This is a genomic window from Mycobacterium farcinogenes, from assembly GCF_019739075.1.
In the GTDB taxonomy this organism is placed as follows: Bacteria; Actinomycetota; Actinomycetes; order Mycobacteriales; family Mycobacteriaceae; genus Mycobacterium; species Mycobacterium senegalense.
Genome location: NZ_CP081673.1, coordinates 912260 through 927204, shown reverse-complemented (window position 1 = coordinate 927204; position 14945 = coordinate 912260). Strand labels below are relative to the sequence as shown.

Sequence of the window (14945 nt, the reverse complement as noted above, 5' to 3'; positions counted from 1 at the left end):
ATGGCCTACATGACTCCCGACCCCTCAGATATCGACCAGATGCCACGGGGCGGGTTCCGCGCATCCTGCCTGGACCGGCTGCTGGAGACCGACCGGTTGGAGTACCTCGACCGTGACGATGTCGACGTATCGACCAAGCGACAGGTGATCGGGGCCCTGGACTGGACCGGCCGGTTCTTCAAGAACCATCAGCGTTTCGCGGCGATCGCGCTCGATCTGGTGGCCGATGTACCGGATCCGCGGATCTTGGAATTGGGTGCCGGGCACGGCGGCGTGTCGCGCCAACTGCTGGCCGACCATCCGACCGCGCGGGTCACCATCACCGACCTCGACCGCGAGTCGGTGGCCCGGATCGCCGCGAGCGACCTCGGCAGCCATCCCCGAGCCGAGGTCCGCCAAATGGACGCCACTGCGATCGACGCGGCCGACGGCAGCTACGACCTGGTGTTGTTCGCCTTGTCCTTCCATCACCTGGCCCCGGCACAGGCCGCGCAGGTGTTCGCCGAGGGTACGCGGGTCGCCGATACCCTGCTGATCATCGACCTACCGCGACCACCGGCGCCACTGCATCTGTTGCGGCTGGCGACGATGTTGCCCGCCGCCCTGGTGCTTCCGTTCGCCCACGACGGTGTCATCAGCTCGCTGCGCAGTTACAGTCCCTCGGCATTGCGCAGCCTGGCCCGGCACGCCGACCCGTCGATCGAGCTCACCCTGCGCGGCGGGCTGACTGCACCGCAGATCGTGATCGCCAGGCGAGCACCGTGATTCGGGTCAGGCGCGCCTTTTGACTTGCGGCGCCACCGAGAACAGGTCGGCCACACTGGACGCCAGTTCCAGGAAGGCCTGCCGCGTCGGGCCGCTGAGGAAACCGAGATCCACCTCGGCGCCTTCGGCCAGGTGATCGTCGAACGGGATCACGTGCAGCGCCCGCACCCGGGGCAGGAAATGACTGGACAGCTGCGCCATGTCGAGGCCGAGCGCGCCCGGCCGCGACGCACTGACCACCACTACCGCCTTCGGCACCAGGTGTGAATAACCGTTACGCTCAAGCCAATCCAACGTGGCCAGCGCACTACGCGCCGAATCGATGGCCGGCGAGGCCACGATCACGATTGCGTTCGCGGCGTCGAGCACGCCGGCCATTGCCGAGTGCACCAGCCCGGTGCCGCAGTCGGTCAGGATGATGTTGTAGAAGCGCTGCAGCACACTCAGCACTCCGCGATAGTCGTACTCGGAGAACGCTTCCGAGGTGGCCGGGTCGCGCTCGGACGCCAGAATCTCCAGGCGGCTGGTGCTTTGCGACGTGTGACGCCGGATGTCGGAGTATCGCGAGATGCCGTCGTCGAGCAGCACGTCACGCACCGTGGACTCGCATTCATTGGGTCCGCGCTGGGCCAGCGTGCCGAAATCGGGGTTGGCGTCCACCGCGATCACCCGGTCACCGCGGGTCGCTGCCAGCGTGGCCCCCAACCCCACGGTGGTGGTGGTCTTGCCCACCCCGCCCTTCTGGGACAACAGGGCGATGTTGAACGGGCCGCCGACCACCGGCTGGTTCACCCGGTCGATGAGTGACTTTCGGCTGGCTTCCTGTTCGGAGACCCCTGGGTTGATGCCGGTGGCCCGGTAAACGGCCTTGCGCCAACCGGATTTCGGCGTGGGCGCGGCCCGGATCAGGCCGAGGTCGCCGTTGCTCACCACCACCGAGGGCCGGTGGCCGGTCGCGCCGTCCGGCTTGATGGACGTGAACGGGGTCTGCTCCGGCGGGCCGAACGTGAGCCGCTCGTCATCGCGGTCGGTCATGGCTGCTTCCCTCCGTCAGCTCGATGCCGTCATGCCGAGTACCTGTTTGAGCGCCGCCTGCATATCGGACAGCTCGATCCGCATCAACTGCGCCTCGTCCAGCTCCGACAGGTTCGTCCCGTGGATCTCGCTGAGGCGGTATTCGCGCTCCTCTTCGGCTGCCTCGATCACGTTGCGTACGAAGCGGCCGTTGCCGGCCAGATCGATCCCGGGGCGCAGTTGACCCGATTGGTCCAGAGCCTCGCTCTGACACAGTGCGACACAAGAATTGACGAGCTCGTCATAGGCGGCGGCTGACAGTTCCGAATCCCTGGTGCGCGCGACCAGCTTTCCGATGTCGCCGAGTTCATAGGGGCTGTACGAGCCGAACCGGATTCGCTTGGTGAAGCGTGACGCCAGACCGTCATTGGACGCCAGGAAACGGTCGATCTCGGCGTCGTAGCCGGCGATGATCACCACCAGGCGGTCCCGGTCGTTCTCCATCCTGGCCAGCAGGGTGTCGACCGCTTCCCGGCCGAAGGCGTCGCCGCCCGACAACCCGGTCTGGATCAACGTGTAGGCCTCGTCGATGAACAGCACCCCGTCCATCGCCGAGTCGATCAGCGCGGTCGTCTTGATCGCAGTACTGCCGAGATGCTGGCCGACGAAGTCGTGGCGCTTGGCCTCCACGATGTTCGGGGTGCGCAGCAATCCCAGCCCGCAGTACGTCTTCGCCACCACCCGGGCGATCGTGGTCTTACCGGTTCCGGGCGGACCGGTGAACGCCAGGTGCAAGCTGCGCGCAGCGGAGCTGAGCCCCTTGTCCCCGCGGACCTTTGCCAGCATCGCCGCCGATTTCAGCTTGGCGACTTGAAGTTTGACCTCCGACAAGCCGATCTGACGGTCCAGTTCCTCCTGGGCGGCCCGCAGGTATTCGTTGCCGCGCTCCGACAGGTCATCGGCCATCAGGTCTTCCGCCGACGGCACGCTGGCCGGGTCCCAGCGGTCGGTGCGCGAGTCGACGATTTCTTTCGATGTGATCACCAGGCGGTACTTCGGATCCGCCAGTGCCGCGGCGTTGGCCTCGAATCCCGGGTCCTCGCTGTAGATCCGCTCGAAGATCACCCGGGCTTCCTGCTCTTCGCCCATCTCCCGCAGGGTCAACCCCTTGCAGAATTCCGCTGCGCGTCGCGCTCCGGGGACCGGGCCTTCGATCGCCCGGTCCAGCCGGCGGATGCCCTCTCCGAACAGACCCATCTGCGCGCACGCCGAGCCGACCATCAGATCGGCTCCGGCACTGATGTAGCTGTCGGTGAACGTTGCCGACTTGCTCAGCGCGCTCAGGACGTCGGGCCAACGCTGCGTGGTGAAGTGCAGGACGCCCCGGATGTAGGCGCGGATCTCGTCGGTGTCGCCGTCGTGGACCGTGATGGTCTGATCCAGTTTGTCGAGTACCTGCTCAGCTTCGTCGAAATCCTTGGCGCCAATCATGCTGGCCGCGTACGCGAGCCACATCTCGGTCTTTGTGCTCAACGGGTAGTCGAGGTACAGCCCGGTCTGGAAGCGTCCGCTCAACGCCCGTTGCGGTAGGCCGAGTCGGCGCTGTTCGCGAAACAACGAGAGTGTGCTGGTTCGGTAGAGGTGATAGATGACCTCGGAGCTGGTGTCGCCGGTGACCGCGCGGCCCAGCCATGCATCACACATATCCGGGTCGTATTCGGTGGCTCGGCGGAACGCCAGCGCCGCGTACGGCAGGTCGCGCTCGGTCTCCAATCCGTCGATGGGAATGCCGAGCGACAGCACTCCGGCATCGAAAACCCGCTGCGCTTCGGTGGATCCACTCATCGGAGGTGACACATCTCCTCACTGCAGCCTCAGCCGCGATTCGCCCGCGAGTGTACTAAGTTGAGCAGAATGGCACAGCCGGTGCAGTCAGCTGGCGGGACGATTTCGGTGCGCACCACCGAACGCGGCCTGCCGGTTGCGCTACGCCTCGACCCCGTCGAGTTGAAGAAGCCCCCCGCCCAGTTGGCCGAGGAGATCATGGCCCTGTGCCGGTTGTCAGCGGCCCGCGCGCAGGTTCAGCGCCGCCGCGAGCTGGCCGAAAAGGGTTACAGTGCATCGATTATCGATCCGCTGAGGCTGGCGAGTGAAGATGAATTGGCCCGCGCGGAGGATGCGGTCCTCGGCGGCGAGGATGACCTGCCGACGACCTGGGGCAGGTCCGTATGAGCGGTCTTGCCGACTCGCTGATCGGCCGCATCCGCAAGCAGCGTGATCTGGTCCAGGCCATGGATGAGCACTGCCAATCGATTTCGGCGCGCGTCACCAGCCGTGACGGCAACGTCAGTGCCGAGGTCGACGGTATGGGCGCACTGACCGGGTTGTGGCTCGGACCGGCCGCACACAAGCTGGGTGCCGACGCACTGGCCAAGCTCATCATCGAAACTGCCGGTGCCGCTGCGCAGGTGGCGACGGCTCGACAGCAGTTCCTGTCGCAGGAATTCGCACAGCGAATGCAGGAACTCAACCAGACTCCGCTGACTCGTTGGGACGGCGACGCTTTCGAACCACGGCGTTAGCGACCGCCGGGCAAACGACGCGCGGCCGGCCGCACCCGACCGACCGGTTGCCCTCTGAACTGCAAGGGCGCCCCCGCCACGCCAATGCGATGTCCGTCCAAATCCGTTACCCAGCAATTTTTACCATTGCACTAATTACTAATTCGAACGATCTACACGTGCAATTCGCACAAAATTCAGTTAGCTGCGGTCGGTCGGCGCGGCTATAGTTTATTGGTCTCGTGCCCACACAACCCCCGCTTCACGCCGGAAAGGTATTAGCACGATGAGCGACATTTTCGCCGCCCAACCTTCGGGTATGGCTACCTTTTCCGCTGCCAGCGACGCGGCCGGAGCCGCGATAACGACAGTCGGTTCGGCCGACTCGGCGGCCATGCTGATGTCTGCGGCGGCGGCCCTCGGGCCGATCGGAGCGGCCTACCTGGCCGCCTTCGGCCCAGCTCAGGCCAACAATCTCGCCGGAACACTGCTGGTGGGCGGGGTACATGCCGCCACTGGCGCCGCCACCGAGGTATCCCGTTCAGCCGTCCTGTCGAACGACGACGCCTAGGCCGCCGCAATATGCCCAACGTTTTGCCTCCCCGCCCGGTAACGCCGGTGGGTCAGCTAGCTCAACAAGTTCCCGGCTACGACGCCACACCGGTTATCGCTGCTCAAGAACAGACTCTGCAAGACTTTCTGAATTTGCCAGTGCGACAGATTCTTGAGCGCCTGGGTTTGCCGCCAATTGCAGATCAAAAGCCCGAACAACAACCGCCGCCCGAGGGCCAACCCGAACAGCAGCCGCCGGCCAATCCCATGGACCCGAGCGCACTGATCAGCCCAGTCACGGATGCGCTCGGCTCCTTGGGCAGCGGGATGTTCGAGGGCGTCGACCCGACGACGATGCTGCAGTCCATTTCGAAGATGTTCGACTCCACCGGCGGCTCCATGGCCAAGTCGGTCAATTCGGTGGGCGATGCCTGGCAGGGCGCCTCCGGCACCGCCGCAGCGGCCAAGACCACCGCTGCGATCTCCGACGGCGCGGAGGTCGGCGCCCAATCGGACGCGCTTCGGACCAGTTTGACCGCAGCCGCAACCAATGTCGGCCAGGCCCGAGCGCGGCTCATCGAGATCATCACCGAATTCGCCGCGACGATCGCGGCGATCGGTCCCATGATCGTCTTCCCGTGGGGCTGGGCAGCGGCAATTGCCGCTGCCAACAAGGCGATTGCCACCACAGCCGAGGTGATGACCGAGCTGCAGGCCTCGCTGGCGACGCAGGCCGCACAGGTCTCCGCTGCCGGTGCGCCGGTCGGCATCACCGCTGCACCCGAGGGTGCCTCGGCACTGGCCGGGTTGGCCCAGCTGATGCCGATGGCGATGAAAGGCGCCGAGGCCGGCGTCCAGGCCGGGACCGGCGCGGCGTCGGCGGCCGGCCAAGCTGCCGCTGGCCCCGCGATCGATCCCGTCGACCCGCTCGAGGCAGATCCGGCCGCGGCCGGAGGCGATGCGGCCGTCGGAGGCGTCGGCATGGGCGCCGTCGGCGGTGGCGGCGCGGGTGTCGGCGGCGCATCGGCGCCCCGGTCGCTGCCGATGTCATCCATGCTTCAGGCGGAAACTGCAAGTGCCCCAGCCCAATCAGCAGCACCACGGATGAGCGGTGTCGCTGCACCCGGCATGATGGGTGGTGCGCCCGTGGGGGCGATGGGCGCCGGTCAGGGCGCGCATGCGTCGGCGAGCAACAACCACACATCGGCATCGTTCCTGCACACCACCGACCAAGGCAGCGAGATCGTCGGCGATCTCGGCACTGCGGCACCCCCGGTCCTCGGGGAGGCCGACCCGTATCAGACCCCGGACGTCGAGCTCCGGATCTAGCCAGCCCGTTAGGAGAACCGTCATGGTCGACAACGCCGGTATGTCCATTCAGCCCGCCGAGGTCCAGGAGATCAGCAATCAGCTCGACGAGCTCGCCAACCGCGTCCAGCGGGTGATGACCGATGAGGCGCCCAACCTCGCGGTGACGCCCTCGGCACGCGACGAGGTCTCGCAACGAATTGCCCAGACCCTCAACGAGGTTCACACCTCCTTCGGTACCTCCGCCGATCAGGGCGTGACCGAGATTCACGAGGTGGCCGCAACGCTGCGCGGTCATTCGTCGAACATTGCCGCTTCTGAGGACTTCGCCGGCTGACCATCCGCACCATCAGCTGATTTCTGTCGACGAGGGGAGGTTTCCGGGCGTGGGGTTCACCGACGTTGCGTGGGAGTCACGCAGCACCGAACAGCTTGCTCGCGACCTCACCGAGGGGCCCGGTCCAGCGTCGGTCGGCGGAGCCGGCGCGGCCTGGATCCGGGTTGCCAACGAATTGGCAAACATCTCCGTTGATTTCGACAAGCTGGTGGCACGGCTGCGGACTGCCTGGGACAGCCAGGCCTCCGACGCGGCGGCGCGACGGCTGGAGGAGTTCGGTCACTGGTTGCAGGCGATCAGCCTCAGCGCCGCGGGCAACGGTCAGCGTGCCGAGGAAGCCGCGGTGGCCAACACCGTGGCGGTGCTGGCGATGCCCAGCGTGTCGGAGGCCGTCGAAGCGAAGACCGCGCAGGACATGATGGCCTCGCTGGCCGCCTACAACGGAGCCGTGCTGACCGGGTCGTTCGCGGAGTTCGACGCGGCCGCTACCGCTGACCAGGCCAACGCGGCGGCCGTCATGCAGCAGTACGAGCAGGCGGCAGCTCCGCTGGCCCAGCCGTGGGAGCAACCGGTGCCCCCGCAGGTGTCAAAAGGCAATGCGCTGGCGGCCGAACAGGGCAGCGATGGCGCTGCCGGCGGGAGCGGTGGATCCGCCGGAGGTGCTCCTGCGGTGGCGCCACCCCCGCTGGCCCCGATGTTCGCACCCGGCATCAAGTCCAGCGCCGATCCGAAGGCGCTGCAGAAGACCGGATTCACCGGTTCGGGCGGCTCCGCGGGGTCGGGCGGGATGAACGGGGCGCCCTACGCGCCGATGGGCGCCATGGGTCGCAGCGATCAGCATCGCGACTACGAGTCGGTGCAACCCGCGGCGACTCTGGACGGTGCGGGTGAGCCGGGCGCCGGGGTTTCCGACGCCGGCCAGTCCTGGCTTCCCGCCGCACAGCAGAACGACGCACCGTTCATGGTGTCGAACGTCAGCTGGGGTCCTGACACGGCGGTGTTCGACGAACTCGCCGCCCCCGAGGTGCCCACCGGCGAAGGTTTCGCCGACGAGCCGGAGCGCACGCTCGAACAGGTGGACAACGGTTGGGTCACGCCGCCTGTGATCGGCGTCGACCGGGGGCTCAACATATGACCGCCTCGCTCGCCCCGCAGTTCGTCGTCACCGATGACGAACTGCATGTTCTGGCAGCGCGTCTCGGTGTCCAGGCACTGCCGCTGGTGTTGAACCTGCGGTCCCGTCACCCCACCGAGACGGCCCGGACCGTGGCCATCGGGGAAGCCACCCGGAGTCTGACCGACCGTGGTCTGCTGTCTGCCGGCGAAGTCGGCACAGATCTCGCTGCGACGGTGCAGTCACTACAACGACCCGACCGTGAGCTCGCCATGCGCCTGGTCACCCCCGATGGCCTGGCCCGTGTCGCGGTGGTTCGGCGTGGCGCGCAATGTGTCTCGGCCTGCCGGGTCCGGGACGAGATCACCCTGGACCTGATCGACGACGGCGCGAGCCTGTCGAGTGCCGCCGGCGCACTGCTGCAGCGGCTCCCGGCATCGGCTCCCGCCGAGTTCACCCCGGTCGGTGCCCCGCTCACCGAAACCGCCCAGGCCCTTTCGGACTCGCATGCCGCCACCGAGTTGTCCGACCAGGTCCGGGCGCTCGGAGCCGACATCCGCACCGCGATGACGTTGGGGGCGGCGCTGGCGGCGCGGTTGGCCTTCGCCGAGATCGTCTATCAGGCGCTCGATGACGACGTCGACCGGATCGCCCGCACGCCAGGCGCGGTGGGCATTTTCTACACCAAGCGCGGACGGATAGTGGGCGCCCCGAGCGCCTCACCCACTGGCCAGTTGTGGACCACCCTGAAGCCGGGGTCGGACCACACGATCAAGCAGGCCATAGGCCAGCTTGTCGAGCTGTCCGGCTACAGATGGGGGGACTGCTAGATCCGCTCCCTGTTCACCAGCGAATTCTCAACAGAACTCCGGCAATTCATGCCGGGTATGACAAAGAGAGGTAAAGCATGACGCTCCATCTGACGCCTGCGGAAGCTCAGAGCAAGATCGAGAACATCGACAAACAGATGATGGATGTCCGGCGGCTGGCTTCCCAGATTCTCGACCAAACCGAGGCCATGACCGCCAGCTCGTGGACGGGCGGCAAGGCAGCGAAGTTCCGCGGGATCATGACCCAGCACCACGAAGACTTCAACTACGTCATCAACAACCTGCAGCAGATCGTCGACAAGGGCAAGTCTGACATCAACGCACTCGTCAGCCACGACGCCGACTAGAAATCGAAAGGTTTGATCAATGGATACAGACAGCATTCGGTACCAGTACGGGGCCAACTACGCATCGCTGGACGACATCCAGGGAGCGACCAACAACGCGCAGGCGATGCGTGAGGAGGTCAGCCAGGTGTTCGCCGCGCTCCAGGGTGTGTACGAGGGCGACGCGGCAGCGACCCTGCACCAGAAGCAGACGCAGATCCTGCAGCAGATGGACGCGATCCTCAACGAGATCACCCAGACCCGGTCCGGGGGCAATCAGTCGCAGGAAGACGCCGCGGCACTCGACAGGCACCTTGCCGGCGGCTTCTGACAAGGTCGTTCGTCGGTGGGCTCGGTCGATGGCTTCATCTCGACCGAGCCCGCTTACGCGTTCCGTTTCCAGCAGAGAAAGGGGTCAACATGATCACCGATGAGGTGGCCCCGCTGCGCCATGACGTCGAACCATGGTTCATGAGCGGTTTCGAGTTCCGTTGCGCCTGGGAGGCACTCGGCCTCGACCGCCTGCCGTCCCCGCTGTCGTATCGCCATCGTGGACCCAAATTCATGTCTGAGGTGGAAGCCGACCGGCGGGACGCACTGGCACGGTTACGTGCCGGCTTGACGCCGAATCGGGTCCGGATTCTGGAGGCCTTGCGGTACCCGGCCTATCTGCTGCACGGGTTCGGCCAGATCGAAGGTGGCAGGATCTATCGATTGCTCGGATTGATCGGCACCACCGGATACTGTGCGGTCATCACCCAGGATCCCAGCGACCAGCTCATCTTCGGCGAGGATGTCCAGATCATCGGATGCGTGAACATCGATTTTCCGCAGGTGGTCCTCGAAGCGCTGCCGGCATACAGTCCCGGCACCCGCCCTCGTAAGGAGGAACTGCTCGAAGACCAGACACCGACCTCGGCTCTTCGGGATGCGAAGATCACCGGATCGATTCTGCTCAGCGGATCCGCCGAGTTCACCAGGGACTACCAACTGCGCGACGCCACCCACTTGACGCTGATCAACATCGCCGACGACGGCGCCTATGTGGTCAACGAGGGCACGAACTCGTTCCAGATCATTCCGGCGACCGTGCCCAACCTGATGCAGGTCTTCAAGAAGATCGAGAAGCGACAGTCAGAAGCGTTGACCGAGAAGCTGTCTGCAGAGCAAGCGGACCGGGAATTCGATGCCCTACCTTGACACCGTTTCCGTGTACGTGCCCGAGGGCACGGACAGCGACGGTCGCCCGAAACATCTCGCAACCGCGGCTGTCGAGATGCAGTCGGTCCACGAGATGGTAGAGGCCGCCGCACGTCAGATCGACAGTGCCGCGCTGTCCGCGGCAGCCGAGAGCTTGGCGGCCTCGTTCCATTGCGGCACCCTGTATCAGGGCGAACACTTCTGGCCGATCACCAATTCGATCCAGCAGTCTGTCCTGGGCAGGACGTCGGCGGGTTCGGCGACCGAGATCCGGCAGTTCTGCTCGGGCGGCCTCTACGGCTTGATGCTCGCCGACGCGGTGCTGCAGGCAGGCTGGGCCGGCGAATATGCCATGGTGACCGGTGGCGACAGCATCTTCTACTTCGACCGGCACGAGTACGCCGCCAGTCCGGCGACCGAGGGTTCGCTGTTGGGCGACAGCGGCTTCTGCGCGCTGCTGAACCGCAACCACGGTTTCGCCCGCATCGTGTCTGTCGCGGCACGGTCGCACAACCCATCTGAAGGAATGATGCACGGGCGGGCTGACGGCGCCATCGACGATCCGACGTTCCCGACGTTGGCGGATTGGATCGACCGGTGGGAGAACTATGACCGGCGCGGCCCGGGCACGGTGAGGGACAACGCGATTGCCAGTTTTCGGGTAGCCGTCGAAACCGTGACGGAATGCTATGAGCGTGCCGGACTGGGGCCCGATGACGTCGATTGGTTCGCCCCGTCCTTCATCGAGCCGAGCTACGTCACGGACATGCTGGCCAAACAGACTCTCCTGCGACCCGCGCCCGGCATCTATGACTTCGCAGCCCAATTCGGGCATTTGACCGTCTCGGACTTCGGCGTCAACCTCGCCTACCTGATGAACAACAAGATCGCCAAGGTGGGCGACCTGGTACTGCTGTACGCCGCCGGTAACTTCGTCAATTCGGCAGCGGTCCTGCTGCGGATCGAGCAAGAGGTGACCCTGCCATTCAATCTTTCGTCGTGGCAACGAGATTCACATGACCGAACAGGAGAATCATGACCAACCCATGGGGCGCACTGGACAACGCTGCCGCGAACAAGAACCTCTATCTCGATCCGGCCGTGATCGGGACCGTCAATACGGTCTACGAACGGTACGAGGAGAGCCTCGAAACGCTCATCAAGAATTCCCTCGATGAAACCACGGAGTACTTCGGCACGGCGGCCAATCCACTGGCGGTTCTCGTTCAGAAACTCTTCGAAGCCCGCGGCAAAGAGTTGACCGACTACGCGACCGAGCAGTTGTCACAATCGCAGGCCTTCATCAAGACTGCTCGCGATGCGGCTGAGGCCATGCGGTCCTCACAGAACGACTAGTCACCCACCACGGACGGACGGCGCACAACTATGAGCGGCTTCGGCAACTACCTCGGCGCGACGATGGGCACCAGCACCAACGAAGAGGGCAGAAGCGGCGCCGTCTATGACAACTCGTTCGTCACCAACCCCAACTACCCCAAACGCGCTGACCTGGTCACTGACGATGGCGACTTCGAGGAGATACCGGAAAAGTGGGCAGAGAAAGACACGGTCGTCGACTACAAGCCGAACAGTGCGCTGCTCGGCGAGGTGCCCGGCCTGATCTCGGACAACAGCACGTACCTGGAGGTCCAGGACAAGCTCAACGGTCCTGACAAACTCAACTGGGAAGACAAAGAGTTCGTCTTCATGCGCAAGGAGAAGGACTCGCTCAATCTCGATGCGATCGCGGCGCTGGCGAAAAACTGGAGAGACAGAGGCACTGATCTCAAGAAGAACTCAGAGGAGTTCAAAGAGTCGGTCGACAAGGAAATCACCGGAAAATGGTCCGGCGAGAGCGCCGCAGCAGCAGAGGCGGCGTCCCAGCAGGTCACCAAGAGTGCGATCTACGACTTCTCGCCCGCTGCCGAAGCTGTAGCGAAACGACTGGACGAGCTGCACAGCGCGTTTGCCCAAATCCATCGGGACTTCCCTGACAAGTACGACAACAACGATTTACTCGATGACGGCAAGTTCAACGCGAAAGAACTCGACGACGCCATCGAGTCCTACAACAACAGGTATGAGGTCGACGGCAGCGGGCACCTACGTAAACGAGACGGCGGGGGTTATGTGACCGCCGCGGACGCTCTCAAAGAACTGGAAGAGCTCAACCGCTCCATCGAGGCCTATCGGACTGCCGTCCAACTGTTTCAGCACGTGTACAACCCCGTCGTCGAGGCCGTCACACAGAATTTTCCTCATCTCCCGACACCGCCGAACATGAAGTACGGAGATCCCACCGGCCCCGGCGGACCGGGCGGACCGGGCGGTGACCCGGCCGGTCCGGGAGGGCCCGGTGGCACCAGCCCGTTCAAACCGGGCGACCCCGGCGCAGGCACCAGTCCGTTCGACAAGTCCGCTTTCGACAAGCTGAACGCCAACAAGCCGACGGACCTCGAAAAGTTCAAGCCCATCGACCAAAAGCCGATCGACCAAGAGGATCTCACGACCGATCCGACCAAAGACGCCCTCGACAACCTGACCGATCCCGTCAAGTCCGCCATGGATACGGCGACCAATGCCGCCAAGGACGCGATCGGTCAGGCGATGGATGCGGCCAAGAACGCCGCCGGGCAGAACCCGTTGGGGTCAGGGATGGGAGGGCCGCCCGAAGGTGTGCTCGGTCTCGGGCCCCAAGGTCTCGGCGGAGCAGCTGCTGCCGGCAAGGGAGCAGGCGGCGCCGGTGGCGGAGTTCCGTTGCGCGGCCTGCCGAGCGGCCTGCCGAGCAGCGCACCGGCCACCGCGGCGGCGAAGATGCCCGCTACCGGGGCCGGGGCCGGCGCCGGACTCGGTGCGGGTGCGGGCAGCCCCGGGGCAGGTGCCCCGGCAGCGGGCCAGCGCGCCGGCGATCAGAACGGCAAGGGCCACCAGGTCAACAAGGCACTGCGGCGTAAGAAGAACGGCAAGGACGTCATCGGTGACAGCGACGCGTCGGTGCCGGTGGTCGGCGCCGACGAGGAAGCGGAGCAGCAGGAGAAATCACCGGCCGACAAGTCCGAGACCCGTCGCCGTATTCCGCAGCGCGGCACCACCTGGCAGCCCGACTCGGCTGTCCAACCCGGACCGGCACGTCCGGCACGTGGACAACAGTTCACGCCGGGCCGCTCAGAGTGAGGCTTCAGGGCTTGTCTTGCTGCTCCAGGGCATCGGCGGTGAGGTACAGGCCGTCGGCGTAATAGTCGAGCAGGTCGGTCTTGGCGGTGATCGACCCATCGACCCAATCCCGCTGCGCCTTATAGCCTTTGCCGCCGTCGGCGAACTGCTTGCCGATCTTGTCGTGCCCCCAGGCTTCACCTTCACCGCTGAGCATCTGCATCAGCGCCGACTGCACAGCTTTCATGTCATTGCTGACAGAGGCGAGGTATTGCGCGGTACTACGAAGTTCACTCGGCGTGACGCCCAACGGTACGGTCATCGCGTACTCCTCACGGTGGGGAAGTCATCGGGTTCGCCGTCGCCCTGCGGCCGCACCGCAGGGGCCGACAGCAAATCTCTGATGTCGGGGGCACCCTCGACGATGTCGGACAGCGAGGGCATCTGCTCACGCCGCTGCGCCAGCGGCGCGAGCAGCTCCGCGAGCTTCTGCTCGACGTCGCGGGCGGCGGCCCGGGCGGCGGCGGTGATGTGATGTCCGAGATCGGCCAGATCGTGGTCGTCCAAATAGGTTTCACTGACCGCCGTGTGGATGACGACGCCGTCGCAGTCGACCGTCACCGTGACGCTGCCATCGGCGCTGGTGGCCGATGAGGACAAGGTTGCCCGTTCCTCCTCGACCATGGCCAGATCGGCGAACTGTTCCTGGATGAGGGCCAGCGCATCGATGAGTTCGTGTCGTGCCGCGTCGGTGTCCACGTCTAGTCCCCGTCTCCCCCGCTGCTCGCCGCCGCGGCGCCGCCGCCGTCTGCCGTCGACGCCTTGTTGCTGTGTGCCGCAGCTCGCCCCCTGACCCCGCCCGTGACGGCCGTGGGAACCGATCCGAGGACGGAAACCGGGTCGATCTCGCTGCCGGTGGCCAGCGCTCCGGTCACCTTCTTGGACATGCCTGCGACGTATCCGACGGCCGCGCCCTTGACCGCCGAATTGCCCACCAGCCGCTGGCCATAGATGCTGACCGTGCCCTGGGTGGCACCACCGACGGAGTTGGCCAGTGCAACGGTTCCCAGCCGGTTCCAGTCGTAGCCGTTCTGATGTCCTTTGGACTGCTGGATGTTCTGGATGAACAGTTCCTGCCCGAGCGCCTCGGCCGCCTCGACACCTGACTTCTTGATGATCCGGTGCACGGTGGTCTTGGTCATCGCCTTGCCCAGATCGGTCATGAGGTCTTTGAGCGCCACCGACACCATCCGCTGGATCGCGGCCGAGGTCGAAGCCTCGATCAGCGGGATCTCGGCCGCCGAAGCGCCGAAGGTCACCGAGGTCTGGGCCAGTGCCCAGGAGATCTCGAAGGCCGCGATCGCCAGGGAGGTCAGGATCTGCAGCTTGGTGTATTCGATGTTCTTGCCGGTACTCTCGGCGAGCTCGCCGAGCGCCGCCATCGCATCGGCGAGTTTGTCGACCGTGGCGTCGCCGTCGAACAACATCGCGAACTCCTTGTCCGCGGCGCCGGCCGTCACACCCTGCAGGACTGCGCTCGTGCTGGCGCGCATCCGGTTCAGTTCGGGTATCAGATCTCTCAATTGTTCGGCGCGATCGCCCCATTCACCGCCGATGCGGTACATGGCGTCTTCGTCGCCCTTCGGCCATTGCGAACCGACGAGATACGACACCCATTGCAGCGGACCGGGAATCTGCAGGGTCACGCGATCCCCCATCGACGAAAACTTCCATGCAGCATCGCAATTCACGCTATTGCGCGTTACCGCAGACCGCCATTTCTGA

18 protein-coding genes and 1 pseudogene are annotated in these 14945 nt (G+C 65.2%); 14 read left to right on the top strand and 5 right to left on the bottom strand.

The window, feature by feature from the left end:
* On the top strand, positions 1 to 765 hold the full coding sequence (locus K6L26_RS04205; protein WP_043370493.1) for a class I SAM-dependent methyltransferase: 765 nt from the start codon (positions 1 to 3) through the stop codon (positions 763 to 765).
* A 6-nt stretch (positions 766 to 771) separates the two neighbouring features.
* Here K6L26_RS04205 and K6L26_RS04200 read toward each other — a convergent pair.
* Together K6L26_RS04200 and eccA are read right to left on the bottom strand one after the other, a co-directional pair.
* Positions 772 to 1761, bottom strand: a pseudogene (locus tag K6L26_RS04200) (AAA family ATPase); the annotation flags it as partial.
* 54 nt (positions 1762 to 1815) lie between these two features.
* The gene (gene eccA, locus K6L26_RS04195; RefSeq protein WP_221852752.1) at positions 1816 to 3624 is read right to left on the bottom strand and encodes a type VII secretion AAA-ATPase EccA; all 1809 of its coding nucleotides are present in this window, start codon (positions 3622 to 3624) and stop codon (positions 1816 to 1818) included.
* 69 nt (positions 3625 to 3693) lie between these two features.
* Between eccA and K6L26_RS04190 the strand changes: the two genes are divergently transcribed.
* The 13 genes from K6L26_RS04190 (at position 3694) to K6L26_RS04130 (ending at position 13181) form a co-directional block, all read left to right on the top strand.
* Complete coding sequence (locus K6L26_RS04190; protein WP_064898455.1) at positions 3694 to 4011, top strand: hypothetical protein; 318 nt, start codon at positions 3694 to 3696, stop codon at positions 4009 to 4011.
* A complete protein-coding gene (locus tag K6L26_RS04185; protein ID WP_221852751.1) occupies positions 4008 to 4361 on the top strand; it encodes a YbaB/EbfC family nucleoid-associated protein in 354 nt (117 codons plus the stop codon). The genes K6L26_RS04190 and K6L26_RS04185 overlap by 4 nt, the downstream gene beginning before the upstream one ends.
* 298 nt (positions 4362 to 4659) lie before the next feature.
* Positions 4660 to 4911, top strand: coding sequence for a hypothetical protein (locus tag K6L26_RS04180; protein WP_019347241.1), 252 nt, complete (start codon positions 4660 to 4662; stop codon positions 4909 to 4911).
* A 140-nt stretch (positions 4912 to 5051) separates the two neighbouring features.
* Complete coding sequence (locus K6L26_RS04175) at positions 5052 to 6221, top strand: hypothetical protein (protein ID WP_221852750.1); 1170 nt, start codon at positions 5052 to 5054, stop codon at positions 6219 to 6221.
* A gap of 22 nt (positions 6222 to 6243) precedes the next feature.
* Positions 6244 to 6537 (top strand): PE domain-containing protein, encoded by a 294-nt coding sequence (locus K6L26_RS04170; RefSeq protein WP_221852749.1) that lies wholly within the window; start codon positions 6244 to 6246, stop codon positions 6535 to 6537.
* A 49-nt stretch (positions 6538 to 6586) separates the two neighbouring features.
* Positions 6587 to 7672 carry a PPE domain-containing protein gene (locus K6L26_RS04165; protein WP_221852748.1) on the top strand — a complete coding sequence of 362 codons (1086 nt, stop codon included), beginning with the start codon at positions 6587 to 6589 and terminating at the stop codon, positions 7670 to 7672.
* A complete protein-coding gene (locus K6L26_RS04160) occupies positions 7669 to 8481 on the top strand; it encodes an ESX secretion-associated protein EspG (RefSeq protein WP_221852747.1) in 813 nt (270 codons plus the stop codon). Before K6L26_RS04165 ends, K6L26_RS04160 begins: the two co-directional genes overlap by 4 nt.
* Positions 8482 to 8558: 77 nt before the next feature.
* Entirely contained in the window at positions 8559 to 8828 is a 270-nt protein-coding gene (locus K6L26_RS04155; protein ID WP_019344981.1) for a WXG100 family type VII secretion target, read from the top strand.
* A gap of 19 nt (positions 8829 to 8847) precedes the next feature.
* Positions 8848 to 9138, top strand: a complete 291-nt coding sequence (locus K6L26_RS04150) for a hypothetical protein (RefSeq protein ID WP_019344982.1) — start codon at positions 8848 to 8850, stop codon at positions 9136 to 9138.
* A gap of 89 nt (positions 9139 to 9227) precedes the next feature.
* Positions 9228 to 10007: an ESX secretion-associated protein EspG gene (locus K6L26_RS04145; protein WP_065062608.1), complete on the top strand. Its 780-nt coding sequence runs from the start codon at positions 9228 to 9230 to the stop codon at positions 10005 to 10007.
* On the top strand, positions 9994 to 11046 hold the full coding sequence (locus K6L26_RS04140) for a 3-oxoacyl-[acyl-carrier-protein] synthase III C-terminal domain-containing protein (RefSeq protein ID WP_081288724.1): 1053 nt from the start codon (positions 9994 to 9996) through the stop codon (positions 11044 to 11046). The genes K6L26_RS04145 and K6L26_RS04140 overlap by 14 nt, the downstream gene beginning before the upstream one ends.
* Positions 11043 to 11363, top strand: a complete 321-nt coding sequence (locus tag K6L26_RS04135) for a hypothetical protein (protein ID WP_019344985.1) — start codon at positions 11043 to 11045, stop codon at positions 11361 to 11363. The genes K6L26_RS04140 and K6L26_RS04135 overlap by 4 nt, the downstream gene beginning before the upstream one ends.
* A gap of 30 nt (positions 11364 to 11393) precedes the next feature.
* A complete protein-coding gene (locus K6L26_RS04130; RefSeq protein ID WP_221852746.1) occupies positions 11394 to 13181 on the top strand; it encodes a hypothetical protein in 1788 nt (595 codons plus the stop codon).
* A 4-nt stretch (positions 13182 to 13185) separates the two neighbouring features.
* Here the strand turns inward: K6L26_RS04130 and K6L26_RS04125 are convergent, their stop codons facing one another.
* The 3 genes from K6L26_RS04125 to K6L26_RS04115 are packed head-to-tail and all read right to left on the bottom strand — an operon-like array spanning position 13186 to position 14878.
* Entirely contained in the window at positions 13186 to 13482 is a 297-nt protein-coding gene (locus tag K6L26_RS04125; protein ID WP_043370348.1) for a hypothetical protein, read from the bottom strand.
* Positions 13479 to 13919, bottom strand: a complete 441-nt coding sequence (locus K6L26_RS04120; protein WP_019347989.1) for a YbaB/EbfC family nucleoid-associated protein — start codon at positions 13917 to 13919, stop codon at positions 13479 to 13481. Before K6L26_RS04120 ends, K6L26_RS04125 begins: the two co-directional genes overlap by 4 nt.
* Before the next feature lie 2 nt (positions 13920 to 13921).
* Complete coding sequence (locus K6L26_RS04115) at positions 13922 to 14878, bottom strand: WXG100-like domain-containing protein (RefSeq protein WP_047036310.1); 957 nt, start codon at positions 14876 to 14878, stop codon at positions 13922 to 13924.
* Positions 14879 to 14945: the final 67 nt, after the last annotated feature.

What these genes read in the sequence shown, in the direction of transcription:
- K6L26_RS04205 (WP_043370493.1), top strand. Translation starts at nt 1, where the DNA reads ATGGCCTACATGACTCCCGACCCCTCAGATATCGACCAGATGCCACGG.
- eccA (WP_221852752.1), bottom strand. Translation starts at nt 3,624, where the DNA reads ATGAGTGGATCCACCGAAGCGCAGCGGGTTTTCGATGCCGGAGTGCTG.
- K6L26_RS04190 (WP_064898455.1), top strand. Translation starts at nt 3,694, where the DNA reads ATGGCACAGCCGGTGCAGTCAGCTGGCGGGACGATTTCGGTGCGCACC.
- K6L26_RS04185 (WP_221852751.1), top strand. Translation starts at nt 4,008, where the DNA reads ATGAGCGGTCTTGCCGACTCGCTGATCGGCCGCATCCGCAAGCAGCGT.
- K6L26_RS04180 (WP_019347241.1), top strand. Translation starts at nt 4,660, where the DNA reads ATGGCTACCTTTTCCGCTGCCAGCGACGCGGCCGGAGCCGCGATAACG.
- K6L26_RS04170 (WP_221852749.1), top strand. Translation starts at nt 6,244, where the DNA reads ATGGTCGACAACGCCGGTATGTCCATTCAGCCCGCCGAGGTCCAGGAG.
- K6L26_RS04160 (WP_221852747.1), top strand. Translation starts at nt 7,669, where the DNA reads ATGACCGCCTCGCTCGCCCCGCAGTTCGTCGTCACCGATGACGAACTG.
- K6L26_RS04155 (WP_019344981.1), top strand. Translation starts at nt 8,559, where the DNA reads ATGACGCTCCATCTGACGCCTGCGGAAGCTCAGAGCAAGATCGAGAAC.
- K6L26_RS04150 (WP_019344982.1), top strand. Translation starts at nt 8,848, where the DNA reads ATGGATACAGACAGCATTCGGTACCAGTACGGGGCCAACTACGCATCG.
- K6L26_RS04145 (WP_065062608.1), top strand. Translation starts at nt 9,228, where the DNA reads ATGATCACCGATGAGGTGGCCCCGCTGCGCCATGACGTCGAACCATGG.
- K6L26_RS04140 (WP_081288724.1), top strand. Translation starts at nt 9,994, where the DNA reads ATGCCCTACCTTGACACCGTTTCCGTGTACGTGCCCGAGGGCACGGAC.
- K6L26_RS04135 (WP_019344985.1), top strand. Translation starts at nt 11,043, where the DNA reads ATGACCAACCCATGGGGCGCACTGGACAACGCTGCCGCGAACAAGAAC.
- K6L26_RS04130 (WP_221852746.1), top strand. Translation starts at nt 11,394, where the DNA reads ATGAGCGGCTTCGGCAACTACCTCGGCGCGACGATGGGCACCAGCACC.
- K6L26_RS04125 (WP_043370348.1), bottom strand. Translation starts at nt 13,482, where the DNA reads ATGACCGTACCGTTGGGCGTCACGCCGAGTGAACTTCGTAGTACCGCG.
- K6L26_RS04115 (WP_047036310.1), bottom strand. Translation starts at nt 14,878, where the DNA reads ATGGGGGATCGCGTGACCCTGCAGATTCCCGGTCCGCTGCAATGGGTG.